Annotated in this window: 33 protein-coding genes; all 33 read right to left on the minus strand. The window is 55.2% G+C overall.

Features of this window, described 5'->3' with window-relative positions:
- Positions 1-31 precede the first annotated feature (31 nt).
- Complete coding sequence (gene rpoA, locus PSH69_RS26675) at positions 32-1033, minus strand: DNA-directed RNA polymerase subunit alpha (RefSeq protein ID WP_003186012.1); 1002 nt, start codon at positions 1031-1033, stop codon at positions 32-34.
- A 22-nt stretch (positions 1034-1055) separates the two neighbouring features.
- The gene (rpsD, locus tag PSH69_RS26680) at positions 1056-1676 is read right to left on the minus strand and encodes a 30S ribosomal protein S4 (RefSeq protein ID WP_003176404.1); all 621 of its coding nucleotides are present in this window, start codon (positions 1674-1676) and stop codon (positions 1056-1058) included.
- A gap of 18 nt (positions 1677-1694) precedes the next feature.
- Positions 1695-2084 (minus strand): 30S ribosomal protein S11, encoded by a 390-nt coding sequence (rpsK, locus tag PSH69_RS26685; protein WP_002555466.1) that lies wholly within the window; start codon positions 2082-2084, stop codon positions 1695-1697.
- A 30-nt stretch (positions 2085-2114) separates the two neighbouring features.
- Positions 2115-2471: a 30S ribosomal protein S13 gene (gene rpsM / locus PSH69_RS26690; RefSeq protein WP_003186020.1), complete on the minus strand. Its 357-nt coding sequence runs from the start codon at positions 2469-2471 to the stop codon at positions 2115-2117.
- A 130-nt stretch (positions 2472-2601) separates the two neighbouring features.
- The gene (gene rpmJ / locus PSH69_RS26695) at positions 2602-2718 is read right to left on the minus strand and encodes a 50S ribosomal protein L36 (RefSeq protein ID WP_002555468.1); all 117 of its coding nucleotides are present in this window, start codon (positions 2716-2718) and stop codon (positions 2602-2604) included.
- A gap of 27 nt (positions 2719-2745) precedes the next feature.
- Positions 2746-4074, minus strand: coding sequence for a preprotein translocase subunit SecY (secY, locus tag PSH69_RS26700; protein ID WP_003228718.1), 1329 nt, complete (start codon positions 4072-4074; stop codon positions 2746-2748).
- The gene (gene rplO, locus PSH69_RS26705; protein ID WP_003228720.1) at positions 4075-4512 is read right to left on the minus strand and encodes a 50S ribosomal protein L15; all 438 of its coding nucleotides are present in this window, start codon (positions 4510-4512) and stop codon (positions 4075-4077) included.
- 3 nt (positions 4513-4515) lie between these two features.
- Positions 4516-4692 (minus strand): 50S ribosomal protein L30, encoded by a 177-nt coding sequence (gene rpmD / locus PSH69_RS26710; RefSeq protein ID WP_003176408.1) that lies wholly within the window; start codon positions 4690-4692, stop codon positions 4516-4518.
- 2 nt (positions 4693-4694) lie between these two features.
- The gene (rpsE, locus tag PSH69_RS26715) at positions 4695-5195 is read right to left on the minus strand and encodes a 30S ribosomal protein S5 (RefSeq protein ID WP_003186035.1); all 501 of its coding nucleotides are present in this window, start codon (positions 5193-5195) and stop codon (positions 4695-4697) included.
- A gap of 3 nt (positions 5196-5198) precedes the next feature.
- Positions 5199-5549 (minus strand): 50S ribosomal protein L18, encoded by a 351-nt coding sequence (gene rplR, locus PSH69_RS26720; RefSeq protein WP_003186037.1) that lies wholly within the window; start codon positions 5547-5549, stop codon positions 5199-5201.
- 10 nt (positions 5550-5559) lie between these two features.
- A complete protein-coding gene (gene rplF / locus PSH69_RS26725) occupies positions 5560-6093 on the minus strand; it encodes a 50S ribosomal protein L6 (RefSeq protein WP_003176412.1) in 534 nt (177 codons plus the stop codon).
- Between the two features lie 12 nt (positions 6094-6105).
- A complete protein-coding gene (gene rpsH / locus PSH69_RS26730; protein ID WP_003186040.1) occupies positions 6106-6498 on the minus strand; it encodes a 30S ribosomal protein S8 in 393 nt (130 codons plus the stop codon).
- Positions 6499-6707: 209 nt separating this feature from the next.
- The gene (gene rpsN / locus PSH69_RS26735; RefSeq protein WP_003176414.1) at positions 6708-7013 is read right to left on the minus strand and encodes a 30S ribosomal protein S14; all 306 of its coding nucleotides are present in this window, start codon (positions 7011-7013) and stop codon (positions 6708-6710) included.
- Positions 7014-7026: 13 nt separating this feature from the next.
- Positions 7027-7566, minus strand: coding sequence for a 50S ribosomal protein L5 (gene rplE, locus PSH69_RS26740; RefSeq protein ID WP_003210069.1), 540 nt, complete (start codon positions 7564-7566; stop codon positions 7027-7029).
- Positions 7567-7586: 20 nt separating this feature from the next.
- Entirely contained in the window at positions 7587-7901 is a 315-nt protein-coding gene (rplX, locus tag PSH69_RS26745) for a 50S ribosomal protein L24 (protein ID WP_007896770.1), read from the minus strand.
- Positions 7902-7912: 11 nt separating this feature from the next.
- The gene (gene rplN, locus PSH69_RS26750) at positions 7913-8281 is read right to left on the minus strand and encodes a 50S ribosomal protein L14 (protein WP_002555479.1); all 369 of its coding nucleotides are present in this window, start codon (positions 8279-8281) and stop codon (positions 7913-7915) included.
- A 23-nt stretch (positions 8282-8304) separates the two neighbouring features.
- The gene (gene rpsQ, locus PSH69_RS26755; RefSeq protein ID WP_003176419.1) at positions 8305-8571 is read right to left on the minus strand and encodes a 30S ribosomal protein S17; all 267 of its coding nucleotides are present in this window, start codon (positions 8569-8571) and stop codon (positions 8305-8307) included.
- 2 nt (positions 8572-8573) lie between these two features.
- Entirely contained in the window at positions 8574-8765 is a 192-nt protein-coding gene (rpmC, locus tag PSH69_RS26760) for a 50S ribosomal protein L29 (RefSeq protein ID WP_002555481.1), read from the minus strand.
- On the minus strand, positions 8765-9178 hold the full coding sequence (gene rplP, locus PSH69_RS26765; protein ID WP_003228729.1) for a 50S ribosomal protein L16: 414 nt from the start codon (positions 9176-9178) through the stop codon (positions 8765-8767). Before rplP ends, rpmC begins: the two co-directional genes overlap by 1 nt.
- Positions 9179-9190: 12 nt before the next feature.
- Complete coding sequence (gene rpsC / locus PSH69_RS26770) at positions 9191-9877, minus strand: 30S ribosomal protein S3 (RefSeq protein WP_003176422.1); 687 nt, start codon at positions 9875-9877, stop codon at positions 9191-9193.
- Between the two features lie 13 nt (positions 9878-9890).
- Positions 9891-10223 (minus strand): 50S ribosomal protein L22, encoded by a 333-nt coding sequence (gene rplV, locus PSH69_RS26775; protein ID WP_003103908.1) that lies wholly within the window; start codon positions 10221-10223, stop codon positions 9891-9893.
- Positions 10224-10234: 11 nt separating this feature from the next.
- A complete protein-coding gene (gene rpsS / locus PSH69_RS26780; protein WP_002555486.1) occupies positions 10235-10510 on the minus strand; it encodes a 30S ribosomal protein S19 in 276 nt (91 codons plus the stop codon).
- Positions 10511-10526: 16 nt separating this feature from the next.
- Entirely contained in the window at positions 10527-11351 is an 825-nt protein-coding gene (rplB, locus tag PSH69_RS26785) for a 50S ribosomal protein L2 (protein ID WP_003186055.1), read from the minus strand.
- 14 nt (positions 11352-11365) lie between these two features.
- On the minus strand, positions 11366-11665 hold the full coding sequence (gene rplW, locus PSH69_RS26790; RefSeq protein ID WP_002555488.1) for a 50S ribosomal protein L23: 300 nt from the start codon (positions 11663-11665) through the stop codon (positions 11366-11368).
- The gene (rplD, locus tag PSH69_RS26795) at positions 11662-12264 is read right to left on the minus strand and encodes a 50S ribosomal protein L4 (protein WP_003228735.1); all 603 of its coding nucleotides are present in this window, start codon (positions 12262-12264) and stop codon (positions 11662-11664) included. The genes rplW and rplD overlap by 4 nt, the downstream gene beginning before the upstream one ends.
- A 12-nt stretch (positions 12265-12276) precedes the next feature.
- On the minus strand, positions 12277-12912 hold the full coding sequence (rplC, locus tag PSH69_RS26800; protein ID WP_003186059.1) for a 50S ribosomal protein L3: 636 nt from the start codon (positions 12910-12912) through the stop codon (positions 12277-12279).
- Between the two features lie 80 nt (positions 12913-12992).
- A complete protein-coding gene (gene rpsJ, locus PSH69_RS26805; RefSeq protein ID WP_003186070.1) occupies positions 12993-13304 on the minus strand; it encodes a 30S ribosomal protein S10 in 312 nt (103 codons plus the stop codon).
- Positions 13305-13462: 158 nt separating this feature from the next.
- Complete coding sequence (gene tuf, locus PSH69_RS26810; protein ID WP_007933700.1) at positions 13463-14656, minus strand: elongation factor Tu; 1194 nt, start codon at positions 14654-14656, stop codon at positions 13463-13465.
- 30 nt (positions 14657-14686) lie between these two features.
- Complete coding sequence (gene fusA / locus PSH69_RS26815; RefSeq protein WP_305410290.1) at positions 14687-16792, minus strand: elongation factor G; 2106 nt, start codon at positions 16790-16792, stop codon at positions 14687-14689.
- Positions 16793-16822: 30 nt separating this feature from the next.
- Positions 16823-17293, minus strand: a complete 471-nt coding sequence (rpsG, locus tag PSH69_RS26820) for a 30S ribosomal protein S7 (protein ID WP_002555493.1) — start codon at positions 17291-17293, stop codon at positions 16823-16825.
- Between the two features lie 118 nt (positions 17294-17411).
- A complete protein-coding gene (gene rpsL / locus PSH69_RS26825) occupies positions 17412-17783 on the minus strand; it encodes a 30S ribosomal protein S12 (protein ID WP_003186084.1) in 372 nt (123 codons plus the stop codon).
- Positions 17784-18001: 218 nt separating this feature from the next.
- Entirely contained in the window at positions 18002-22201 is a 4200-nt protein-coding gene (gene rpoC, locus PSH69_RS26830) for a DNA-directed RNA polymerase subunit beta' (protein ID WP_007933713.1), read from the minus strand.
- Between the two features lie 64 nt (positions 22202-22265).
- A complete protein-coding gene (rpoB, locus tag PSH69_RS26835; RefSeq protein WP_018925655.1) occupies positions 22266-26339 on the minus strand; it encodes a DNA-directed RNA polymerase subunit beta in 4074 nt (1357 codons plus the stop codon).
- Positions 26340-26371: the final 32 nt, after the last annotated feature.

The following is a 26371-nucleotide window of genomic DNA, read 5'->3' on the forward strand; positions in this document are numbered from 1 at the left end:
TACCAAACACAACGTTCGGTGATTACGACGATCAGGCAGTCGCCTTGTCGTCCTTCTTAAGACTTGCAGGCGGCCAGTTGTCGAGGCGCATGCCGAGGGACAGACCGCGGGAGGCCAGAACGTCCTTGATTTCAGTCAAGGATTTCTTGCCAAGGTTCGGAGTCTTCAACAGCTCTACTTCGGTACGCTGAATCAGGTCGCCGATGTAGTAGATGTTTTCCGCCTTAAGGCAGTTAGCCGAACGTACAGTCAGTTCCAGATCGTCAACCGGGCGAAGCAGGATCGGATCGATCTCGTCTTCCTGCTCGACAACCACTGGCTCACTGTCACCTTTGAGATCGACGAACGCAGCCAACTGCTGTTGCAGAATGGTTGCAGCACGGCGAATAGCCTCTTCAGGATCCAGGGTACCGTTGGTTTCCAGATCAATAACCAGCTTGTCCAGGTTAGTACGCTGTTCGACACGGGCGTTTTCCACCACGTATGCGATACGGCGAACCGGGCTGAACGAAGAGTCAAGCTGCAAGCGACCGATGCTGCGGCTTTCGTCTTCATCGCTCTGACGCGAGTCTGCCGGTTCATAACCACGACCACGAGCTACGGTGAGCTTCATGTTCAGGGCGCCGTTAGACGCCAGGTTAGCGATTACGTGATCGGGGTTAACGATCTCGACATCATGATCCAGCTGAATATCGGCAGCGGTAACCACCCCCGAACCCTTCTTCGACAAGGTCAGCGTAACTTCGTCTCGACCGTGCAGCTTGATAGCCAGACCTTTAAGGTTCAACAGGATTTCAATTACGTCTTCCTGTACACCTTCGATGGCGCTGTACTCGTGGAGCACACCGTCAATCTCGGCCTCGACTACTGCACAGCCGGGCATTGAGGACAACAGGATGCGGCGCAGCGCGTTGCCCAGGGTGTGGCCGAAACCACGCTCGAGAGGCTCGAGTGTGATCTTGGCGCGGGTTGGACTGACAACCTGCACATCAATATGGCGGGGTGTCAGGAACTCATTTACCGAAATCTGCATGGATGCACCTATTTTCTAGCCCTTACTTGGAGTAGAGCTCGACAATCAGGCTTTCGTTGATGTCGGCGGACAGATCACTGCGAGCAGGAACGTTCTTGAAAACGCCCGACTTCTTCTCAGTGTCTACTTCTACCCATTCTACGCGGCCACGTTGGGCACACAGATCGAGAGCTTGGACAATGCGAAGTTGGTTCTTTGCTTTCTCGCGAACTGCGACCACGTCACCAGCACGAACCTGGTAGGACGGAACGTTTACGGTCTGACCGTTAACGCTGATCGACTTGTGCGATACCAGCTGACGGGATTCGGCACGAGTAGAGCCAAAACCCATACGGTATACAACGTTGTCCAGACGGCATTCGAGCAGTTGCAACAGGTTTTCGCCAGTTGCGCCTTTCTTGCCAGCAGCTTCTTTGTAGTAGCCGCTGAATTGACGCTCGAGAACGCCGTAGATACGACGGACCTTCTGCTTTTCACGCAGTTGGGTGCCGTAGTCGGACTGGCGACCGCGGCGTTGGCCGTGGATACCAGGTGCTGCTTCGATGTTGCACTTCGATTCGATCGCGCGCACGCCGCTCTTCAGAAAGAGATCGGTGCCTTCGCGACGAGCGAGTTTGCATTTTGGACCAATGTAACGAGCCATTCTTTACAATCTCCTGGATTACACGCGGCGCTTCTTCGGCGGACGGCACCCGTTGTGCGGGATTGGCGTCACGTCGGTGATGCTGGCGATCTTGTAGCCACAGCCGTTCAAAGCGCGGACTGCGGATTCACGACCTGGACCTGGACCTTTGACGTTAACGTCGAGGTTTTTCAGGCCGTATTCCAGCGCAGCTTGACCAGCACGTTCAGCAGCTACTTGAGCAGCGAACGGGGTGGACTTGCGGGAACCGCGGAAACCCGAACCACCGGAGGTAGCCCAGGAAAGAGCGTTACCTTGACGGTCGGTGATGGTCACGATGGTGTTGTTAAAAGAAGCATGGATGTGGGCGATGCCATCAACCACTGTCTTTTTAACTTTTTTACGAGGACGAGCAGCAGGTTTTGCCATGATTAATTTCCTGTCGATTCGCTGGGGCGATTACTTGCGGATCGGCTTACGCGGACCTTTACGGGTACGCGCGTTGGTCTTGGTACGCTGACCGCGTACTGGCAGACCACGACGATGACGCAGACCGCGATAGCAACCGAGGTCCATCAAACGCTTGATTTTCATGTTGATTTCGCGACGCAGGTCACCTTCAGTGGTGAACTTCGCCACTTCGCCACGCAGCTGTTCAATCTGCTCGTCGCTCAGATCTTTGATCTTTGCCGCTGGGTTTACCCCAGTCACTGCACAAATTTTCTGTGCAGTAGTGCGACCAACACCATAGATGTAGGTCAGCGAGATAACAGTATGCTTGTTATCTGGAATGTTAACGCCTGCAATACGGGCCATTCAGTGGGACTCCAATTGACAGCTACCTACGCCCCGGAAGCCAAGAAATAGGGCGCGAGATAATATCGCTGTAATAACAAATAATCAACCCGGCAGCGCACTAGCTGCCGGGCTTGAAGCACAATCACACTCAGCCTTGGCGCTGTTTGTGACGCGGTTCCGCGCTGCAAATTACTCGAACAACACCTTCGCGGCGAATAATCTTGCAGTTACGGCACAGCTTTTTCACCGATGCACGAACTTTCATCACCAACTCCTCGAACCTTATGGGTACTCAGCGCAACATGCCGCTGCCGTAACCCTTCAGGTTGGCTTTCTTCATCAGGGATTCGTACTGGTGCGAAACGAGGTGCGATTGTACTTGGGACATGAAGTCCATCACAACCACGACCACGATCAGCAACGAGGTCCCGCCAAGGTAGAACGGTACGTTTGCTGCAACCACCAGGAACTGGGGCAACAGGCAGACGGCCGTCATGTAAAGAGCACCGAACATGGTCAAGCGAGTCAGAACGCCATCAATGTAGCGCGCAGACTGCTCACCTGGACGGATGCCCGGAATAAAGGCACCGGACTTCTTCAGGTTTTCCGCTACGTCTTTCGGATTGAACATCAACGCCGTATAGAAGAAGCAGAAGAAAATAATCCCTGCACTAAACAGCAGAATATTCAACGGCTGACCAGGAGCGATCGACTGCGAGATGTCCTGCAACCAGCCCATACCTTCAGACTGACCGAACCAGGCACCCAACGAAGCCGGGAACAGCAAAATGCTGCTCGCGAAAATAGCCGGAATAACACCGGCCATGTTCACCTTCAGCGGCAAGTGGCTGGTCTGCGCAGCAAAGACCTTACGGCCCTGCTGACGCTTGGCGTAGTGAACAGCAATACGACGCTGGCCACGCTCAATGAACACCACGAAACCGATAATCGCTACTGCCAGCAAACCGATGGCAACCAGGGCGAAGATGTTGATATCACCCTGACGTGCAGACTCGAAAGACTGCCCGATCGCTCTCGGAAGACCGGCGACGATACCCGAAAAAATCAACATCGAGATACCGTTGCCAACACCACGCTCAGTAATCTGCTCACCCAGCCACATCATGAACATCGCACCAGCCACAAAAGTGGATACCGCGACGAAATGGAAGCCAAAGTCACCAGTGAACGCAACGCCCTGCCCCGCCAGACCAATGGACATGCCAATAGCCTGGACGAGAGCGAGGACGACAGTGCCGTAGCGGGTGTACTGGCTGATCTTGCGACGGCCAGCTTCACCTTCCTTCTTCAACTGCTCCAGCTGCGGGCTGACGGCGGTCATCAGTTGCATGATGATCGATGCCGAAATGTACGGCATGATCCCCAGTGCAAAGATGCTCATCCGTTCCAGCGCGCCGCCGGAAAACATGTTGAACAAGCTAAGAATGGTCCCCTCATTCTGTCGAAACAGGTCCGCGAGTCGGTCCGGGTTGATACCTGGAACCGGGATGTGTGCGCCTATTCGGTAGACGATAATCGCCAGGAACAGAAAACGCAGACGAGCCCAGAGTTCAGACATACCGCCTTTGCCGAGCGCAGAGAGAGCACCTTGCTTAGCCATTTATTCCTCGAACTTGCCGCCAGCTGCTTCGATAGCCGCACGCGCACCTTTGGTGGCGCCGATTCCCTTTCCGATGGTGACAGCGCGAGTAACTTCGCCGGACAGCATGATTTTCACACGCTGAACGTTGACGTTGATCACGTTGGCATCTTTCAGGGACTGCACGGTGACGATGTCGCCTTCCACTTTAGCCAGCTCGGACAGACGCACTTCTGCGCGATCCATGGCTTTCAGGGAAACGAAACCAAACTTCGGCAGGCGACGATGCAGCGGCTGTTGACCGCCTTCAAAGCCTGGAGCAATGGTGCCACCGGAGCGGGAGGTTTGACCTTTGTGGCCACGGCCACCAGTCTTACCCAAACCGCTACCGATACCACGGCCCGGACGATGCTTTTCGCGACGGGAACCCGGCGCTGGACTCAGATCATTGAGTTTCATCGATTAACCCTCGACACGCAGCATGTAGTAAGCCTTGTTGATCATCCCGCGATTCTCGGGAGTATCCTGGACTTCTACAGTGTGACCGATGCGACGCAGACCCAGACCCTTAACGCACAGTTTGTGGTTAGGGATGCGGCCGGTCATGCTTTTGATCAGCGTAACTTTAACGGTAGCCATGATCAGAAGATCTCCTTGACGCTTTTGCCACGCTTGGCGGCAATGGATTCAGGAGACTGCATTGCTTTCAAACCCTTGAAAGTGGCGTGAACCACGTTTACCGGGTTAGTCGAGCCGTAGCACTTGGCCAGAACGTTCTGAACGCCAGCAACTTCGAGGACAGCACGCATAGCGCCGCCAGCGATGATACCGGTACCTTCAGAAGCAGGCTGCATGTACACCTTCGAAGCGCCGTGGGCGGACTTCATTGCGTACTGCAGAGTGGTGCCGTTCAGATCAACCTGGATCATGTTGCGGCGAGCAGCTTCCATTGCCTTCTGGATCGCAGCAGGCACTTCACGCGACTTGCCACGGCCGAAGCCAACGCGCCCTTTACCATCACCAACCACGGTCAACGCGGTGAAAGTGAAGATACGGCCGCCTTTAACGGTTTTGGCTACGCGGTTAACTTGAACCAGCTTCTCGATGTAGCCTTCGTCGCGCTTTTGGTCGTTATTTGACATAACTTAGAACTCCAGCCCAGCTTCACGAGCAGCATCAGCCAGCGCCTTGACGCGGCCGTGGTACTTGAAGCCAGAGCGGTCGAAAGCCACCTGCGAGACGCCAGCGGCTTTAGCACGCGTAGCGACCAGCTGGCCAACCTTAGTGGCCGCGTCGATGTTGCCGGTGGCACCATCACGCAGTTCTTTATCCAAAGTCGAGGCACTTGCCAGGACTTTGTTGCCGTCGGCCGAAATGACCTGGGCGTAGATGTGCTGCGACGAGCGGAACACGCAGAGACGCACGACTTCGAGTTCGTGCATTTTCAGGCGTGCTTTGCGAGCGCGACGCAGTCGAGTAACTTTTTTGTCGGTCATTTGCTATGCCCTACTTCTTCTTGGCTTCTTTACGACGGACGACTTCGTCCGCGTAGCGCACACCTTTGCCTTTGTACGGCTCTGGTGGACGGAAGTCGCGGATCTCGGCGGCCACTTGACCTACCAGCTGCTTGTCGATGCCCTTGATCAGGATATCGGTCTGGCTAGGAGTCTCAGCGGTGATGCCTTCCGGCAGTTCATAATCCACTGGATGCGAGAAGCCAAGAGCCAGGTTCAGCACTGTGCCTTTTGCTTGCGCTTTGTAACCAACACCGACCAGCTGGAGCTTACGCTCGAAGCCTTGGCTTACGCCTTGGACCATGTTGTTTACCAACGCACGAGTGGTACCAGCCATTGCGCGAGTTTGTTGATCGCCATTGCGAGCAGCGAAACGCAGCTCACCAGCTTCTTCAACGATCTCAACGGACGAATGGATGTTCAGTTCGAGAGTGCCCTTGGCACCCTTCACCGAAAGCTGTTGGCCTGCGAATTTGACTTCGACACCGGCTGGCAGCTTAACGGGGTTCTTAGCGACGCGTGACATGCTTATCCCCCCTTAGAACACAGTGCAAAGAACTTCGCCGCCGACACCGGCAGCGCGCGCAGCACGATCCGTCATCACACCTTTGTTGGTGGAGACGATAGACACACCGAGACCGCCACGAACTTTTGGCAGATCATCGACGGACTTGTACTGACGCAGGCCTGGACGGCTAACGCGCTTCACTTCCTCGATGACCGGACGGCCTTCGAAGTACTTCAGCTCGATGGACAGCAGTGGCTTGATTTCGCTGCTGATCTGATAACCCGCAATGTAACCTTCGTCCTTCAGGACTTTGGCAACAGCTACCTTCAAAGTAGAAGATGGCATGCTTACGACGGACTTTTCAGCCATCTGGGCATTACGGATTCGAGTTAGCATGTCCGCTAACGGGTCCTGCATACTCATGGGCTAGACGCTCCTAATACACAAAAAATTAGCCTTGCGGCTACTACGTGTCGCCGAGCACATCCGCGCAAAAAAACACGGGCTCAGGCGAGCCGGGTATTCTAGACACACCCCACAAATGAATCAAGCCCCAATAGGGGCTTGATTCAAGTTCAAGGTCACCGATGGTCAGGATCTTGCGACCCCGAACACCGAGACTTCGACAGTGCTTACCAGCTGGCTTTAACCAGACCAGGTACGTCACCACGCATTGCAGCTTCACGCAGTTTGTTACGGCCAAGGCCGAACTTGCGGTAAACGCCGTGTGGACGACCGGTCAGGCGGCAGCGGTTACGCATGCGCGAAGCGCTTGCGTCACGTGGCTGCTTCTGCAGGGCTACTGTAGCTTCCCAACGCGCTTCTGGACTTGCGTTCAGATCAACGATGATAGCTTTCAGTGCTGCACGCTTTTTGGCGTACTTGGCAACCGTGAGCTGACGCTTCAGCTCGCGGTTTTTCATGCTCATCTTGGCCATTTTCCTACTCCAATCAGTTGCGGAACGGGAATTTGAAAGCACGCAACAGGGCGCGACCTTCATCATCGTTCTTGGCAGTGGTGGTCAGGGTAATGTCCAGACCGCGGAGAGCATCGATCTTGTCGTAGTCGATTTCCGGGAAGATGATCTGCTCTTTAACGCCCATGCTGTAGTTACCACGACCATCGAAGGACTTGGCATTCAGGCCGCGGAAGTCGCGAACCCGAGGCAGGGAGATCGACAGCAGACGATCCAGGAACTCATACATACGCTCACGGCGCAGGGTCACTTTGACGCCGATCGGCCAACCTTCACGGACTTTAAAGCCAGCGATGGATTTCCGAGCGTAGGTCACAACGACTTTCTGGCCGGTGATCTTTTCCAGGTCAGCAACAGCGTGCTCGATGACTTTTTTGTCGCCGATCGCTTCGCCCAGACCCATGTTCAGGGTGATTTTGGTAACGCGCGGAACTTCCATCACGTTCGAAAGCTTAAGTTCTTCCTTAAGTTTCGGTGCGATTTCCTTCCGGTAAATCTCTTTTAGTCGTGCCATGGTCTTCTACCTAGCAGTGTTCAAGCATCAACCGCTTTTTGGGTCGACTTGAAGACACGAATTTTCTTACCGTCTTCTACTTTGAAACCAACGCGGTCAGCCTTGTTGGTTTCGCCGTTGAAGATGGCGACGTTGGAAGCGTGCAGTGGCGCTTCTTTCTCGACGATACCGCCCTGTACGCCCGACATCGGGTTAGGCTTGGTATGACGCTTGACCAGGTTCAGACCACCAACGACCAGACGGTCATCAGCAAGAACCTTCAGCACCTTACCGCGCTTACCTTTGTCTTTGCCGGCGATCACGATGATCTCGTCGTCACGACGAATCTTTTGCATGTCGGATCTCCTTACAGCACTTCTGGGGCGAGCGAGACGATCTTCATGAACTTCTCAGTACGAAGTTCACGGGTCACTGGCCCAAAGATACGGGTGCCGATCGGCTCTTGCTTGTTGTTCAGAAGAACAGCAGCGTTGCCATCAAAGCGGATAATGGAGCCATCTGCACGGCGAACGCCGTGACGAGTGCGGACTACAACAGCAGTCATCACTTGGCCTTTTTTCACCTTACCGCGAGGAATTGCTTCCTTCACGGTAACTTTGATGATGTCACCGATACCAGCGTAACGACGATGGGAGCCACCCAGCACCTTGATGCACATAACGCGGCGAGCGCCGCTGTTATCGGCCACATCGAGCATGGATTGAGTCTGAATCATATAATTTCTCCGACCCCTAGTCCTTAGACTTCCACAGCGCGTTCGAGAACATCAACCAGCGCCCAAGACTTGGTCTTGGCCAAAGGACGAGTTTCACGAATAGTGACTTTGTCGCCGATGTGGCACTGATTGGTTTCGTCGTGCGCGTGCAGCTTAGTCGAACGCTTAACGTATTTACCGTAGATCGGGTGCTTAACGCGACGCTCGATCAGAACGGTGATGGTTTTGTCCATCTTGTCGCTGACAACACGGCCAGTCAGCGTACGGACAGTTTTTTCGGCTTCAGCCATGATTACTTACCTGCCTGCTGGTTGAGCACAGTCTTCACGCGAGCGATGTCACGCTTAACTTGCGAGAGCAGATGAGACTGCCCCAACTGGCCAGTTGCTTTCTGCATACGCAGATTGAACTGGTCGCGCAGCAGGCCGAGCAGTTGCTCGTTCAGCTGCTGTGCGGATTTTTCACGAAGTTCATTCGCTTTCATCACATCACCGTCCGTTTAACAAAGGAGGTGGCGAGCGGCAGCTTTGCAGCAGCCAGGGCGAAAGCCTCACGCGCCAGCTCTTCAGAAACACCCTCGATTTCATACAGGACTTTGCCTGGCTGAATCTGGGCAACCCAGTACTCCACGTTACCCTTACCTTTACCCATCCGAACTTCGAGTGGCTTTTTGGAAATAGGCTTGTCCGGGAATACACGGATCCAGATCTTGCCGCCACGTTTAACGTGACGGGTCAGTGCACGACGCGCTGACTCGATCTGACGAGCGGTGAGACGACCACGAGCAACAGACTTCAGCGCGAACTCGCCGAAGCTGACTTTGCTACCGCGCAATGCCAGGCCACGGTTGTGACCAGTCATTTGCTTGCGGAACTTCGTACGCTTTGGTTGCAACATTTGGCGTACCCCTTACTTAGCAGCTTTTTTACGAGGCGCTGGTGCTTGTGGTTTCAGTTCTTCTTGGCGACCACCAATTACTTCGCCTTTGAAGATCCAAACCTTTACACCGATCACACCATAAGTGGTGTGAGCTTCGTAGTTGGCATAGTCGATGTCGGCACGCAGGGTGTGCAGAGGCACACGACCTTCGCGATACCATTCAGTACGTGCGATTTCAGCACCGCCGAGACGACCGCTCACTTGGATTTTGATGCCTTTGGCACCAATGCGCATGGCGTTCTGAACAGCGCGCTTCATAGCGCGACGGAACATTACGCGACGCTCCAGCTGCTGAGCTACGCTCTGCGCAACCAGCATACCGTCGAGCTCCGGCTTGCGGATCTCTTCGATATTGATGTGCACAGGCACACCCATTTGCTTGGTCAGGTCCTGACGCAGCTTCTCAACATCTTCACCTTTCTTCCCGATAACGATACCTGGACGAGCGGTGTGAATGGTGATACGTGCAGTTTGGGCCGGACGATGGATATCGATACGGCTTACGGACGCGCTTTTTAGTTTGTCTTGGAGATACTCACGCACCTTCAGATCAGCGAACAAGTAGTCCGCATAAGTCCGACCGTCTGCGTACCAGACGGAGGTGTGCTCCTTGACGATTCCCAGGCGAATGCCAATGGGATGTACTTTCTGACCCATCTCTTCGACTCCGTTACTTGTCAGCAACCTTGACAGTGATATGGCAAGACCGCTTGACGATGCGATCAGCACGGCCTTTGGCACGTGGCATGATGCGCTTCAGCGAACGCCCTTCGTTGACGAAAACGGTGCTGACCTTAAGGTCATCAACGTCTGCGCCTTCGTTATGCTCGGCGTTGGCTACGGCCGACTCCAGCACTTTCTTCATGATCTCGGCGGCTTTCTTACTGCTGAAAGCCAACAGGTTGAGCGCTTCGCCCACCTTCTTCCCGCGGATCTGGTCGGCGACCAAGCGGGCTTTCTGGGCGGAGATTCGAGCGCCCGACAACTTAGCGGCTACTTCCATTTCCTAACCCCTTAACGCTTGGCTTTCTTGTCTGCCACGTGCCCACGATATGTGCGGGTACCGGCGAACTCGCCCAGTTTGTGGCCGACCATGTCTTCGTTAACGAGAACTGGGACGTGTTGACGACCGTTGTGTACTGCGATGGTCAGACCGACCATTTGTGGCAGGATCATCGAGCGACGCGACCAGGTTTTAACTGGTTTGCGATCGTTCTTTTCCGCCGCCACTTCGATCTTCTTCAGTAGGTGAAGATCGATAAAAGGACCTTTTTTCAGAGAACGTGGCACTGTCGTATCCCTCTATTTACTTGCGACGACGGACGATCATTTTGTCGGTACGCTTATTACCACGAGTCTTCGCGCCCTTAGTCGGGAAGCCCCATGGCGATACCGGATGACGACCACCAGAGGTACGACCTTCACCACCACCATGTGGGTGGTCAACCGGGTTCATGGCAACACCACGAACGGTTGGGCGAACGCCACGCCAGCGTTTGGCACCAGCTTTACCCAGCGAACGCAGGCTGTGCTCGGAGTTCGAGACTTCGCCCAGGGTCGCGCGGCATTCAGCCAGCACTTTACGCATCTCACCAGAACGCAGACGCAGGGTCACGTAGACACCTTCACGAGCGATCAGCTGAGCCGAAGCACCAGCGGAACGAGCGATTTGCGCGCCTTTACCTGGCTTCAATTCGATGCCGTGTACGGTGCTACCAACTGGAATGTTACGCAGTTGCAGAGCGTTGCCCGGCTTGATCGGCGCCAGAGCACCTGCGATCAGCTGGTCGCCAGCACTCACGCCCTTAGGCGCGATGATGTAGCGACGCTCGCCATCTGCGTACAGCAGCAGAGCGATGTGAGCAGTACGGTTTGGATCGTATTCGATACGCTCGACAGTGGCAGCGATGCCATCTTTGTCGTTGCGACGGAAATCGACCAGACGATAATGCTGCTTATGGCCACCACCAATGTGACGAGTGGTAATACGACCATTGTTGTTACGACCACCAGACTTCGATTTTTTCTCGAGCAGCGGTGCGTGAGGAGCGCCTTTATGCAGCTCCTGGTTGACCACCTTGACCACAAAACGGCGGCCAGGGGAAGTCGGTTTGCATTTAACGATTGCCATGATGCACCCCTTCCTTACTCAGCACTGCTGCTGAAATCGAGATCTTGGCCTGGCTGAAGGGAGATAACTGCCTTCTTCCAGTCATTACGCTTGCCCAGACCGCGAGCAGTGCGCTTGCTCTTACCCAGAACATTCAGGGTAGTAACACGCTCTACTTTCACGCTGAACAGGCTTTCGACGGCCTTCTTGATTTCCAGCTTGGTTGCGTCAGTGGCAACCTTGAAAACGAACTGGCCTTTCTTGTCTGCCAGAACCGTAGCCTTCTCGGAAACGTGCGGGCCAAGCAGAACTTTAAATACGCGTTCCTGGTTCATCCCAGCAGCTCCTCGAATTTCTTCACGGCCGACACGGTGATCAACACCTTGTCGTATGCGATCAGACTAACTGGATCGGAACCTTGCACATCACGTACATCAACGTGCGGCAGGTTACGAGCAGCCAGGTACAGGTTCTGATCAACAGCGTCCGACACGATCAGAACGTCGGTCAGGCTCATGTTGTTCAGTTTGCCCAGCAGGTCTTTGGTTTTCGGCGTTTCAACAGCGAAATCCTGAACCACGACCAGACGATCAGTACGCACCAGCTCAGCAAGGATGGAACGCATTGCTGCGCGATACATCTTCTTGTTCAGCTTCTGGGAGTGATCCTGAGGACGAGCTGCGAAAGTGGTACCGCCGCCACGCCAGATTGGGCTACGGATAGTACCGGCACGAGCACGGCCAGTACCTTTCTGACGCCATGGGCGCTTACCGCCACCACGAACGTCGGAACGGGTCTTTTGCTGCTTGCTACCTTGACGGCCGCCGGCCATGTAGGCCACGACTGCTTGGTGAACCAGCGTCTCGTTGAATTCGCCGCCAAATGTCAGTTCGGAAACTTCGATCGCTTGAGCGTCATTTACATTTAATTGCATGTCAGCTTCCCCTTAACCGCGAGCCTTGGCTGCTGGACGTACAACCAAGTTGCCGCCAGTAGCGCCAGGAACAGCGCCCTTGACCAACAACAGATTGCGTTCAGCGTCCACGCGCACTACTTCGAGGGACTGCACGGTCACGCGCTCAGCGCCCATATGACCGGACATTTTTTTGCCCTTGAATACACGACCAGGAGTCTGGCACTGGCCGATAGAGCCTGGAACGCGGTGGGATACGGAGTTACCGTGGGTGTTATCTTGCCCGCGGAAATTCCAACGCTTGATCGTACCCTGGAAGCCTTTACCTTTGGACTGACCGGTTACATCAACCAGTTGACCAGCAGCGAAGATTTCAGCGTTGATCAGATCGCCGGCCTGGTACTCGCCTTCTTCAAGGCGGAATTCCATTACGGTACGACCAGCGGCAACGTTCGCCTTAGCGAAGTGGCCAGCTTGCGCAGCTGTAACACGCGAAGCACGACGCTCGCCTACAGTGACTTGCACTGCACGATAGCCATCGGTCTCTTCAGTTTTGAACTGGGTGACGCGATTCGGTTCGATCTCAATGACCGTGACCGGAATGGAGACACCTTCTTCGGTGAAAATACGGGTCATACCGCATTTACGACCGACTACACCAATAGTCATGTTGTAAACCTCATGAGTGTACGGGGCTTTCACCCGCTATGGCCGCCCATTTCAGAGCGTTACACGACTAAGACCGAGTCTTAGCCGAGGCTGATCTGCACTTCCACACCGGCCGCAAGATCAAGCTTCATAAGAGCATCAACGGTTTTATCCGTTGGCTGGACGATGTCCAGAACGCGCTTATGAGTACGGATCTCGTACTGGTCACGCGCGTCTTTGTTGACGTGCGGGGAGACCAGAACGGTGAACCGCTCTTTACGGGTAGGCAGTGGAATTGGACCACGCACTTGAGCACCAGTACGTTTCGCGGTTTCCACGATTTCCTGGGTGGATTGGTCGATCAGGCGATGGTCAAAAGCCTTCAACCTGATACGGATTTGCTGATTTTGCATTGGATTTCAGACTCCGGCTGCTATTCCCACCGGGCGCAATACGCCCGTTAAAAGGAGGCGCAATTCTATAGACGCCCCCGATAGGTGTCAACCCAATAAAAAAGCCCCCGCTGAGCGGGGGCTTTTTCAAAGCATCGAAGCTATCTCAGAAGAGAAGCTTACTCGATGATTTTAGCTACAACGCCAGCACCAACGGTACGGCCGCCTTCGCGAATAGCGAAACGCAGACCGTCTTCCATTGCGATGGTTTTGATCAGGGTAACAGTCATTTGAATGTTATCGCCTGGCATTACCATTTCAACGCCTTCTGGCAGTTCGCAGTTACCAGTCACGTCAGTAGTACGGAAGTAGAACTGTGGACGGTAGCCTTTGAAGAACGGAGTGTGACGACCGCCTTCTTCTTTGCTCAGAACGTAAACTTCTGCGGTGAACTTGGTGTGCGGCTTAACGGTACCTGGCTTAACCAGAACCTGACCACGCTCCACGTCATCACGCTTGGTGCCACGCAGCAGCACGCCGCAGTTCTCGCCAGCACGACCTTCGTCGAGCAGTTTGCGGAACATTTCAACACCGGTGCAGGTGGTGACGGTAGTGTCACGCAGACCAACGATTTCCAGTGGGTCCTGGACGCGAACGATACCGCGCTCGATACGACCAGTCACAACAGTACCGCGACCCGAGATCGAGAATACGTCTTCGATTGGCATCAGGAACGGCTTGTCAGTCAGACGAACTGGTTCTGGGATGTAGCTGTCCAGAGTTTCAACCAGCTTCTTGACGGCAGTGGTGCCCATCTCGTTATCGTCCAGACCATCCAGCGCCATACGAGCGGAGCCGATGATGATTGGAGTGTCGTCGCCTGGGAAGTCGTAAGTGCTCAGCAGATCGCGCACTTCCATCTCAACCAGTTCCAGCAGCTCAGCGTCGTCTACCAGGTCAGCCTTGTTCAGGAAAACCACGATGTACGGAACGCCTACCTGACGGGACAGCAGGATGTGCTCACGGGTTTGTGGCATCGGACCATCAGCGGCCGAGCAAACCAGGATAGCGCCGTCCATTTGAGCAGCACCGGTGATCATGTTCTTCACATAGTCAGCGTGACCTGGGCAGTCAACGTGAGCGTAGTGACGGATCTTCGAGTTGTACTCAACGTGAGCGGTGTTGATGGTGATACCGCGAGCTTTCTCTTCTGGTGCGCTGTCGATCTTGTCGAAGTCAACACGAGCCGAACCGAAAACTTCGGAGCAGACGCGAGTCAGAGCAGCGGTCAGAGTGGTTTTACCGTGGTCAACGTGACCGATAGTGCCAACGTTGACGTGCGGTAGGGAACGATCAAATTTTTCTTTAGCCACGACAATTAACTCCTTGCCTAAAGGACTGAATCAGCCTTGTTTTTTGGTAACGGTTTCGACGATGTGCGACGGAGCCGTATTGTATTTTTTGAATTCCATAGAGTAGCTTGCGCGACCCTGAGACATGGAACGAACGTCGGTCGCATAACCGAACATCTCGCCCAACGGAACCTCGGCACGAATTACTTTACCGGAAACCGTATCTTCCATACCCAGAATCATGCCGCGACGACGGTTAAGGTCGCCCATCACGTCACCCATATAGTCTTCAGGCGTAACAACCTCTACCGCCATGATCGGCTCAAGCAACTCACCACCACCCTTCTGGGCCAGTTGCTTGGTCGCCATGGAAGCAGCCACCTTAAACGCCATCTCGTTCGAGTCGACGTCGTGGTAAGAACCATCAAACACGGTAGCCTTCAGGCCGATCAGCGGATAGCCGGCAACAACACCGTTCTTCATCTGCTCTTCGATACCCTTCTGGATAGCCGGGATGTATTCCTTAGGAACCACACCACCCACTACTTCGTTCAGGAATTGCAGACCTTCCTGACCTTCGTCAGCAGGTGCAAAACGGATCCAGCAATGACCAAACTGGCCACGACCGCCGGACTGACGAACGAACTTGCCTTCGATTTCGCAGCTCTTCGTGATGCGCTCACGGTACGAAACCTGAGGCTTACCGATGTTGGCTTCGACGTTGAACTCACGGCGCATCCGGTCAACCAGGATGTCCAGGTGCAGCTCGCCCATGCCGGAGATGATCGTTTGACCAGTCTCTTCATCAGTTTTGACGCGGAAAGACGGGTCTTCCTGAGCAAGCTTGCCCAGAGCGATACCCATTTTTTCCTGGTCATCCTTGGTCTTAGGCTCTACGGCAACCGAAATAACCGGCTCCGGGAAGTCCATGCGAACCAGGATGATTGGCTTGTCAGCGTTGCACAAAGTTTCACCAGTGGTGACGTCCTTCATGCCGATCAAGGCCGCGATGTCACCAGCGCGTACTTCCTTGATTTCTTCACGGGCGTTTGCGTGCATTTGCACCATACGACCCACGCGCTCTTTCTTGCCTTTTACCGAGTTGATCACGCCGTCGCCGGAGGCCAACACGCCCGAGTAAACCCGAACAAAGGTCAAGGTACCCACGAATGGGTCGGTAGCGATCTTGAACGCCAGAGCCGCGAAAGGCTCGTCGTCGCTTGCATGACGCTCCATTTCCTCTTCCTCGTTATCCGGGTTGGAACCCTTGATAGCAGGAATGTCGGTTGGAGCAGGCAGGAAGTCGATAACGGCGTCGAGAACCAGGGGAACACCCTTGTTCTTGAAGGAAGAACCGCAAACAGCCAGAACGATCTCACCAGCGATAGTACGCTGACGCAGAGCGGCCTTGATTTCCTCGATGGAGAGCTCTTCCCCTTCGAGATACTTGTTCATCAGCTCTTCGCTGGCTTCGGCCGCAGCCTCGACCATGTTGCTGCGCCACTCTTCAGCCAGCTCTTGCAGCTCAGCAGGAATGTCCTTGCGAACAGGGACCATACCCTTGTCAGAGTCATTCCAGTAGACAGCTTGCATGTTGATCAGATCGATCTGACCCTGGAAGTTGTCTTCGGAACCGATAGCCAACTGGATTGGCACCGGAGTGTGACCCAGACGCTGCTTGATCTGACCGATCACGCGCAGGAAGTTAGCGCCAGCCCGGTCCATCTTGTTTACGTAAACAAGACGTGGAACGCCGTACTTGTTGGCCTGACGCCATACGGTTTCCGACTGAGGCTCAACACCCGAAGTACCGCAGAACACAACGACAGCGCCGTCGAGTACGCGCAGGGAGCGCTCAACTTCAATAGTGAAGTCTACGTGGCCCGGGGTATCGATAACGTTGAAGCGGTGCTCGTGCGAGTACTGCTTCTCGGAACCTTTCCAGAAGGCGGTGATAGCAGCAGAAGTAATGGTAATACCACGCTCCTGCTCCTGCACCATCCAGTCTGTGGTCGCGGCGCCGTCATGCACCTCGCCCATTTTGTGACTTTTGCCAGTGTAAAAAAGGACGCGCTCGGTGGTGGTGGTTTTACCAGCATCCACGTGAGCAACGATACCGATGTTACGGTAGCGGCTAATCGGAGTAGTACGAGCCATAAAGCCCTCGCAAAATTAGTGAAGCTAAAATTAGAAGCGGTAGTGCGAGAAAGCCTTGTTGGCTTCAGCCATACGGTGCACGTCTTCACGCTTCTTAACAGCAGCACCTTTACCTTCAGCAGCGTCCAACAGTTCGCCAGCCAAACGCAGAGCCATAGACTTCTCGCCGCGCTTACGGGCGAAGTCTACCAACCAGCGCATTGCCAGCGCGTTACGACGGGACGGACGAACTTCGACCGGAACCTGGTAAGTAGCACCGCCTACACGGCGCGACTTTACTTCGACCAGCGGAGCGATGGCGTCGAGAGCTTTCTCGAAGATTTCCAGGGGGTCGCTGTTCTTGCGTTCTTTAACCTTTTCCAGCGCGCCATAAACGATACGCTCGGCAACGGCTTTTTTGCCGCTTTCCATCACGTGGTTCATGAACTTGGCCAGGATTTGGCTTCCGTATTTTGGATCGTCAAGCACTTCGCGCTTGGCTGCTACGCGTCTTCTTGGCATGGATAAGCCCTCAAACGGTCTTCAGGTTCGCTCGGAATCGGTGCCCTTTCGGGACGCCTCCGACCTTACTCTTATCGACTCAGAAAAATAGAAATCGGTTTTTTGCTGCAAGCGACTATTACTTCGGACGCTTGGTACCGTACTTCGAACGACCTTGGTTACGACCTTTAACGCCGGAAGTATCCAAAGAGCCGCGAACGGTGTGGTAACGAACACCTGGCAAGTCTTTTACACGACCGCCGCGGATCAGTACCACGCTGTGCTCTTGCAGGTTGTGGCCTTCACCGCCGATGTACGAGGAAACCTCGAAACCGTTGGTCAGACGCACACGGCATACTTTACGCAGTGCCGAGTTAGGTTTTTTCGGCGTAGTGGTATACACACGGGTGCATACGCCACGACGTTGCGGGCAGTTCTGCAGCGCAGGCACGTCGGATTTCTCGACGATACGCTTACGCGGCTGACGTACCAGCTGGTTGATAGTTGCCATCTACTAGCTCCACTGTTGTCTTGCGACGCTATTGTCTTGCAAGAAAAGCAAAATGGCAGGAACGAATCCCCGCCAAATTTAGGGGTACAAGAGTCTAAAGAGGATCTTGCCCCCAGTCAAGGCAAGGCCCCGACCTCTCCCCCCATCCAACCTCGACAAATTGTCTCGACTGGATGAACGGAGCGATCAGGGCCTGCACTCATTTACTACCGCAGAACTCAGTTACCGCTCGAGTTCAGCGCTTCGGTCAGTGCAGCTTCCACTTCACTGGCGCTCACGCGCAACGGTTTGTCAGCATCACGGCGGCGCTTGCGCTCGCTGTGATAAGCCAGACCGGTACCGGCCGGGATCAGACGACCCACGACCACGTTTTCTTTCAGGCCGCGCAGGTAATCGCGCTTGCCGGTTACCGCCGCCTCGGTCAGTACGCGAGTGGTTTCCTGGAAGGAAGCCGCCGAGATGAACGATTCGGTGGACAACGACGCCTTGGTGATACCCAGCAGAACGCGAGTGAACTTGGAGACAAATTTGTCTTCATTGCTCAGACGCTCGTTCTCTACCAGCACGTGAGTCAATTCCATCTGGTCGCCCTTGATGAAACTGGAATCGCCGGATTCAGCGATCTCAACTTTACGCAGCATCTGACGCAGGATGGTCTCGATGTGCTTGTCGTTGATCTTCACGCCTTGCAGACGGTAAACGTCCTGGATCTCGTTCACGATGTACTTGGCCAGCGCACTCACACCCAGCAGACGCAGGATGTCGTGTGGATCGCTCGGACCGTCGGAGATAACTTCGCCGCGGTTTACCTGTTCGCCTTCGAAGACGTTCAGGTGACGCCACTTCGGAATCAGCTCTTCGTACGGATCGCTACCGTCGTTCGGGGTGATAACCAGGCGGCGCTTGCCTTTGGTCTCTTTACCGAACGCGATGGTGCCGCTGACTTCAGCCAGAATCGAGGCTTCTTTCGGACGACGGGCTTCGAACAAGTCGGCAACACGCGGCAGACCACCGGTGATGTCACGGGTCTTCGAAGTCTCTTGCGGAATACGAGCGATAACATCACCGATCGCGATTTTCGCACCGTCCGCTACACCGACCAGGGCGTTAGCAGGCAGGAAGTACTGAGCAATTACGTCGGTACCCGGCAGCAAGAGATCCTTGCCGTTGTCATCAACCATCTTCACAGCAGGACGGATATCTTTACCGGCAGCTGGACGGTCTTTGGCGTCGAGTACTTCAATGTTGGTCATACCGGTCAATTCGTCAGTCTGACGCTTGATCGTGATGCCTTCTTCCATGCCCACGTAGGTCACGGTACCTTTCATTTCGGTAACGATTGGGTGAGTGTGCGGATCCCACTTGGCCACGATTGCGCCAGCGTCGACCTTGTCACCTTCTTTAACCGAAATCACAGCACCGTACGGCAGCTTGTAGCGCTCACGCTCACGACCGAAGTCATCAGCGATTGCCAGCTCACCGGAACGGGACACAGCAACCAGGCAACCGTCCACTCGCTCAACGTGCTTCAGGTTATGCAGACGGACGGTACCGCCATTCTTCACCTGAACGCTGTCGGCTGCGGAGGTCCGGCTTGCCGCACCACCGATGTGGAACGTACGCATGGTCAGCTGGGTACCCGGCTCACCGATGGACTGGGCAGCGATAACGCCGACCGCTTCACCGATGTTCACCTGGTGACCACGAGCCAAGTCACGGCCGTAGCACTTGGCGCAAATGCCGTAGCGAGTTTCGCAGCTGATCGGCGAACGCACGATCACTTCGTCGATGCTGTTCAGCTCGATGAACTCGACCCACTTCTCGTCTACCAGAGTGCCAGCAGGAACGATAACTTCCTCGGTACCTGGCTTGAATACGTCACGAGCAATGACACGACCCAATACGCGCTCACCCAACGGCTCAACAACGTCACCGCCTTCAATGTGCGGAGTCATTACCAGGCCATGTTCGGTGCCGCAATCGATCTCGGTCACAACCAGATCCTGCGCCACGTCTACCAGACGACGAGTCAGGTAACCCGAGTTCGCAGTTTTCAACGCGGTATCCGCCAGACCTTTACGAGCACCGTGAGTAGAGATGAAGTACTGAAGTACGCTCAAACCTTCGCGGAAGTTCGCAGTAATCGGCGTTTCGATGATGGAACCGTCCGGCTTGGCCATCAGGCCACGCATACCGGCGAGCTGACGGATCTGCGCAGCAGAACCCCGTGCGCCCGAGTCGGCCATCATGTACATCGAGTTGAAGGATTCCTGGTCAACTTCGACGCCATGGCGGTCGATGACTTTCTCTTTCGAGAGGTTGGCCATCATCGCCTTGGAAACTTCGTCGTTCGCCTTGGACCAAAGGTCGATCACTTTGTTGTACTTCTCGCCCTGGGTTACCAGGCCGGAGGCGTACTGACTTTCGATCTCTTTCACTTCGTCGGTGGCAGCACCGATGATGCGGGCTTTTTCATCCGGGATAACGAAGTCGTTAACACCGATGGAAACGCCGGAGATGGTCGAATAGGCAAAACCGGTGTACATCAACTGGTCAGCGAAGATCACGGTCTCTTTCAAACCAACCACGCGGTAGCACTGGTTGATCAGCTTGGAGATCGCTTTCTTCTTCATCGGCAGATTGACGACGTCGAAGGACAGACCTTTTGGCACAACCTGGAACAACAGCGCACGACCGACGGTAGTGTCGACGATACGGGTGTTGGTCACGCTGCCGCCATCACGATCGTTCACGGTTTCGTTGATCCGCACCTTGACCTTGGCGTGCAGTGCGGCTTCGCCGGCACGGAACACACGGTCAACTTCCTGCAGATCCGCGAACACACGACCTTCGCCTTTGGCGTTGATCGCTTCACGAGTCATGTAGTACAGACCCAATACAACGTCCTGCGACGGAACGATGATTGGCTCACCGTTGGCTGGCGACAGAATGTTGTTGGTCGACATCATCAACGCGCGCGCTTCCAGCTGGGCTTCCAGCGTCAGCGGTACGTGCACGGCCATTTGGTCGCCGTCGAAGTCGGCGTTGTACGCAGCACAGACCAGAGGGTGCAGCTGGATAGCCTTACCTTCGATCAGTACCGGTTCAAACGCCTGGATACCCAGACGGTGAAGGGTCGGTGCACGGTTGAGGAGAACCGGGTGTTCGCGAATCACTTCAGCGAGAACGTCCCAAACCTCTGGCAGCTCGCGCTCGACCATCTTCTTGGCCGCCTTGATGGTGGTAGCAAGACCACGCATTTCCAGCTTGCCAAAAATGAACGGTTTGAACAGCTCGAGAGCCATCTTCTTCGGCAGACCGCACTGGTGCAGACGCAGGGTCGGACCTACGGTAATTACCGAACGACCGGAGTAGTCAACACGCTTACCGAGCAAGTTCTGACGGAAACGACCTTGCTTACCCTTGATCATGTCAGCCAGGGATTTCAGAGGACGCTTGTTGGAACCGGTGATAGCGCGGCCACGACGACCGTTGTCGAGCAGTGCATCGACGGCTTCCTGCAACATACGCTTTTCGTTGCGCACGATGATGTCCGGAGCGGACAGATCAAGCAGGCGCTTCAAACGGTTGTTACGGTTGATCACTCGACGATACAGATCGTTGAGGTCGGAAGTCGCGAAACGACCGCCATCCAATGGGACCAGTGGACGCAGATCTGGCGGCAGAACCGGCAGAACGGTCAGCACCATCCACTCTGGCAGGTTGCCGGAACCCTGGAAGGCTTCCATCAACTTCAGACGCTTGGACAGCTTCTTGATTTTGGTTTCGGAGTTGGTTTGCGGAATTTCTTCACGCAGACGGCCAATCTCGTGCTCCAGGTCGATAGCGTGCAGCAGTTCACGGACAGCTTCGGCACCCATGCGGGCATCGAAATCGTCGCCGAACTCTTCCAGCGCTTCGAAGTACTGCTCGTCGTTGAGCAACTGACCCTTTTCAAGGGTGGTCATGCCTGGATCGATAACGACATAGCTCTCAAAGTAGAGAACGCGCTCGATATCACGCAGGGTCATGTCCATCAGCAAGCCGATACGGGACGGCAGCGATTTGAGGAACCAGATGTGGGCTACTGGCGAGGCCAGCTCGATGTGCGCCATGCGCTCACGACGAACTTTTGCCAGCGCGACTTCAACGCCGCACTTCTCGCAGATCACACCACGGTGTTTCAAGCGCTTGTACTTACCGCACAGGCACTCGTAATCCTTTACCGGGCCAAAGATCTTGGCGCAGAACAGGCCGTCACGCTCAGGTTTGAACGTACGGTAGTTGATGGTTTCCGGCTTTTTAACTTCACCGAACGACCACGAACGGATCATCTCAGGCGATGCCAATCCAATACGGATGGCGTCGAACTCTTCGACTTGACCCTGGTTTTTCAGCAAATTCAGTAGGTCTTTCAAGGCCTTTCCTCCTGGCGGAGCAGAGAGCGGGCAATCCTGCCCCGCTCTCGATTCGCGTCACGTGTTATTCGGTTTCCAGATCGATATCGATGCCGAGGGAACGAATTTCCTTGATCAACACGTTGAAGGACTCGGGCATGCCCGGCTCCATACGGTGATCGCCGTCCACGATGTTTTTGTACATCTTGGTCCGGCCGTTCACATCGTCCGACTTCACTGTGAGCATTTCTTGCAGAGTGTAAGCAGCACCGTATGCTTCCAGTGCCCAGACCTCCATCTCCCCGAAACGCTGACCACCGAACTGCGCCTTACCACCCAGCGGCTGCTGGGTAACCAGGCTGTACGAACCGGTAGAACGAGCGTGCATCTTGTCGTCTACCAAGTGGTTCAGCTTCAGCATGTACATGTAGCCAACAGTAACCGGGCGCTCGAACTTGTTGCCGGTACGGCCGTCGGTCAGCTGCATCTGGCCGCTTTCTGGCAGGTCTGCCAGTTTCAGCATGGCCTTGATTTCGCTTTCCTTGGCGCCGTCGAACACTGGAGTGGCCATTGGAACACCGCCACGCAGGTTCTTCGCCAGATCCAGGATTTCCTGGTCGGAGAAGCTATCCAGATCTTCGTTACGACCGCCGATCTGGTTGTAGATCTCGTCCAGGAAGGTGCGAAGCTCAGCAACCTTACGTTGCTCTTCGACCATCCGGTTGATCTTCTCGCCCAGACCTTTGGCCGCGAGGCCCAGGTGGGTTTCAAGGATCTGACCAACGTTCATACGCGAAGGTACGCCCAACGGGTTGAGGACGACGTCGACCGGGGTGCCATTGGCATCGTGCGGCATGTCTTCAACCGGCATGATCACGGAGACCACACCCTTGTTACCGTGACGACCGGCCATCTTGTCGCCCGGCTGGATGCGGCGACGGATTGCCAGGTAAACCTTGACGATTTTCAGCACGCCTGGAGCCAGGTCATCGCCCTGCTGCAGCTTGCGCTTCTTGTCTTCGAACTTGTCGTCCAGCAGACGGCGGCGATCAACGATGTAGGCCTGAGCCTTCTCGAGCTGCTCGTTCAGAGCATCTTCAGCCATGCGCAGTTTGAACCACTGGCCGTGCTCAAGACCGTCGAGAACTTCGTCGGTGATTTCCTGACCTTTCTTCAGACCGGCGCCGCCTTCGGCTTTGTGGCCGACCAGAGCGGAACGCAGACGTTCGAAAGTAGCGCCTTCAACGATACGGAACTCTTCGTTCAGGTCCTTGCGGATCTCGTCGAGTTGAGTCTTCTCGATCGACAGTGCACGAGCATCACGCTCAACGCCGTCACGGGTGAAGACCTGTACGTCGATGACAGTACCCTTGGTGCCGGTAGGCACACGCAGGGAGGTGTCTTTAACGTCGCTGGCTTTTTCACCGAAGATCGCACGCAGCAGTTTTTCTTCGGGAGTCAGTTGGGTCTCGCCTTTCGGAGTGACCTTACCTACCAGGATGTCGCCTGCGCCTACTTCAGCACCTACGTAAACGATACCGGCTTCGTCCAGCTTGTTCAGTGCAGCTTCACCCACGTTCGGGATGTCTGCAGTGATTTCCTCTGGCCCAAGCTTGGTGTCACGCGCCACACAGGTCAGTTCCTGGATGTGGATCGTGGTGAAACGGTCTTCCTGAACAACACGCTCGGACAGGCAGATGGAGTCTTCGAAGTTGAAGCCGTTCCATGCCATGAACGCGATGCGCATGTTCTGACCCAGAGCCAGTTCACCCATATCGGTGGACGGACCGTCGGCCATGATGTCGCTGCGCTGAACCCGATCACCTTTGCTCACCAGCGGACGCTGGTTGATGCAGGTGTTCTGGTTGGAGCGGGTGTACTTGGTCAGGTTGTAGATATCGACACCAGCTTCGCCGGTTTCAACTTCATCATCAGCAACACGAACCACGATACGGCTGGCGTCGACGGAATCGATCACGCCGCCACGACGAGCCACGACGCAAACGCCGGAGTCGCGAGCCACGTTACGTTCCATGCCGGTACCTACCAGCGGCTTGTCAGCACGCAGGGTTGGTACAGCTTGACGCTGCATGTTCGAACCCATCAACGCACGGTTGGCGTCGTCGTGCTCGAGGAACGGGATCAGCGATGCAGCAACCGAAACTACCTGCTTCGGCGACACGTCCATCAAGGTGACGTCTTCCGGCGCCTTGACGGTGAACTCGTTCAAGTGACGAACAGCTACCAGCTCGTCGATCAGGACTTTCTTGTCGTTCATCGTGGCCGAAGCCTGAGCGATCACGTGATCAGCTTCTTCGATGGCGGACAGGAAAACGATCTCGTCGGTGACCAGAGCGTCTTTCACCACGCGGTACGGGCTCTCGAGGAAGCCGTACTGGTTGGTGCGCGCATAGGCGGCCAGGGAGTTGATCAGACCGATGTTCGGACCTTCCGGCGTTTCAATCGGGCATACACGACCGTAGTGAGTCGGGTGTACGTCACGGACTTCGAAGCCTGCACGTTCGCGAGTCAAACCGCCTGGGCCGAGTGCAGAGACACGACGCTTGTGGGTGATCTCGGACAGCGGGTTGTTCTGGTCCATGAACTGGGACAGCTGGCTGGAACCGAAGAACTCTTTCACCGCCGCAGCCACTGGCTTAGCGTTGATCAGGTCTTGCGGCATCAGGCCTTCGCTTTCAGCCATCGACAGACGCTCTTTGACCGCACGCTCAACACGTACCAGGCCAACGCGGAACTGGTTCTCGGCCATTTCGCCTACGCAGCGAACACGACGGTTACCCAGGTGGTCGATGTCATCGACGATGCCTTTACCGTTACGGATGTCGACCAGAGTCTTCAGAACCGCGACGATGTCTTCTTTGCACAACACGCCCGAACCTTCGATCTCGGTACGACCGATACGACGGTTGAACTTCATCCGGCCGACTGCAGACAGGTCATAGCGCTCAGGACTGAAGAACAGGTTGTTGAACAGTGTCTCGGCAGCGTCCTTGGTTGGCGGCTCGCCTGGACGCATCATGCGATAGATCTCGACCAGCGCTTCCAATTGGTTGCTGGTGGAGTCGATCTTCAGGGTGTCGGAGACGAACGGACCGCAGTCGATATCATTGGTGTACAGAGTTTCGATGCGAACAACGCCCGCCTTGGCAATTTTTGCCAGGATTTCGGTGTTCAGCTCGGTGTTGCACTCTGCCAGGATTTCGCCGGTAGCCGGATGCACGATGACCTTGGCCGTAGTGCGACCCAGGACGTAGTCCAGAGGCACTTGCAGCTCTTTGATCCCGGCTTTTTCCAGCTGGTTGATGTGGCGAGCGGTGATACGACGACCTTGCTCGACAATAACCTTGCCTTTGTCATCCTGAATATCGAGGACAGCAATTTCACCACGCAGGCGCTGAGGCACCAGTTCCAGGCTGAGGTTTTCACCCTGCACGTGGAAGACGTTGGTGGTGTAGAACGCATCCAGCACTTCTTCAGTGGTATAGCCCAGCGCACGCAGCAGTACCGATGCAGGCAGCTTGCGACGACGGTCGATACGCACAAATACGCAATCTTTCGGGTCGAACTCGAAGTCCAGCCACGAACCGCGGTAAGGAATGATGCGCGCGGAGTACAGCAGCTTGCCGGAGCTGTGCGTCTTGCCACGGTCGTGGTCGAAGAACACGCCCGGGGAACGGTGCAACTGGGAAACGATTACACGCTCGGTACCGTTGATTACGAAGGTACCGTTCTCAGTCATCAGGGGGATTTCACCCATGTAGACTTCTTGCTCTTTGATGTCCTTGATCGCTTTGTTCGACGATTCTTTGTCGAAAATGATCAGGCGCACTTTTACCCGCAAAGGTACGGCGTAAGTTACACCGCGCAATACGCATTCTTTGACATCAAATGCCGGTTCGCCCAGGCGATAACCGACGTACTCCAGCGCAGCATTGCCGGAGTAGCTGATGATCGGGAAAACGGATTTGAAGGCCGCATGCAGGCCCACGTCGCGGAACTGATCTTTAGTCGCTCCCGCTTGCAAGAATTCACGATACGAATCCAGCTGGATGGCCAGGAGGTACGGCACATCCATGACGTCCGGCAACTTGCTAAAGTCCTTGCGGATACGTTTTTTCTCAGTATATGAGTAAGCCATCAGCGTTCCCCAGCTTGGTCACCTGCTTGTTT

Source organism: Pseudomonas sp. FP1740, assembly GCF_030687165.1.
GTDB lineage: Bacteria > Pseudomonadota > Gammaproteobacteria > Pseudomonadales > Pseudomonadaceae > Aquipseudomonas.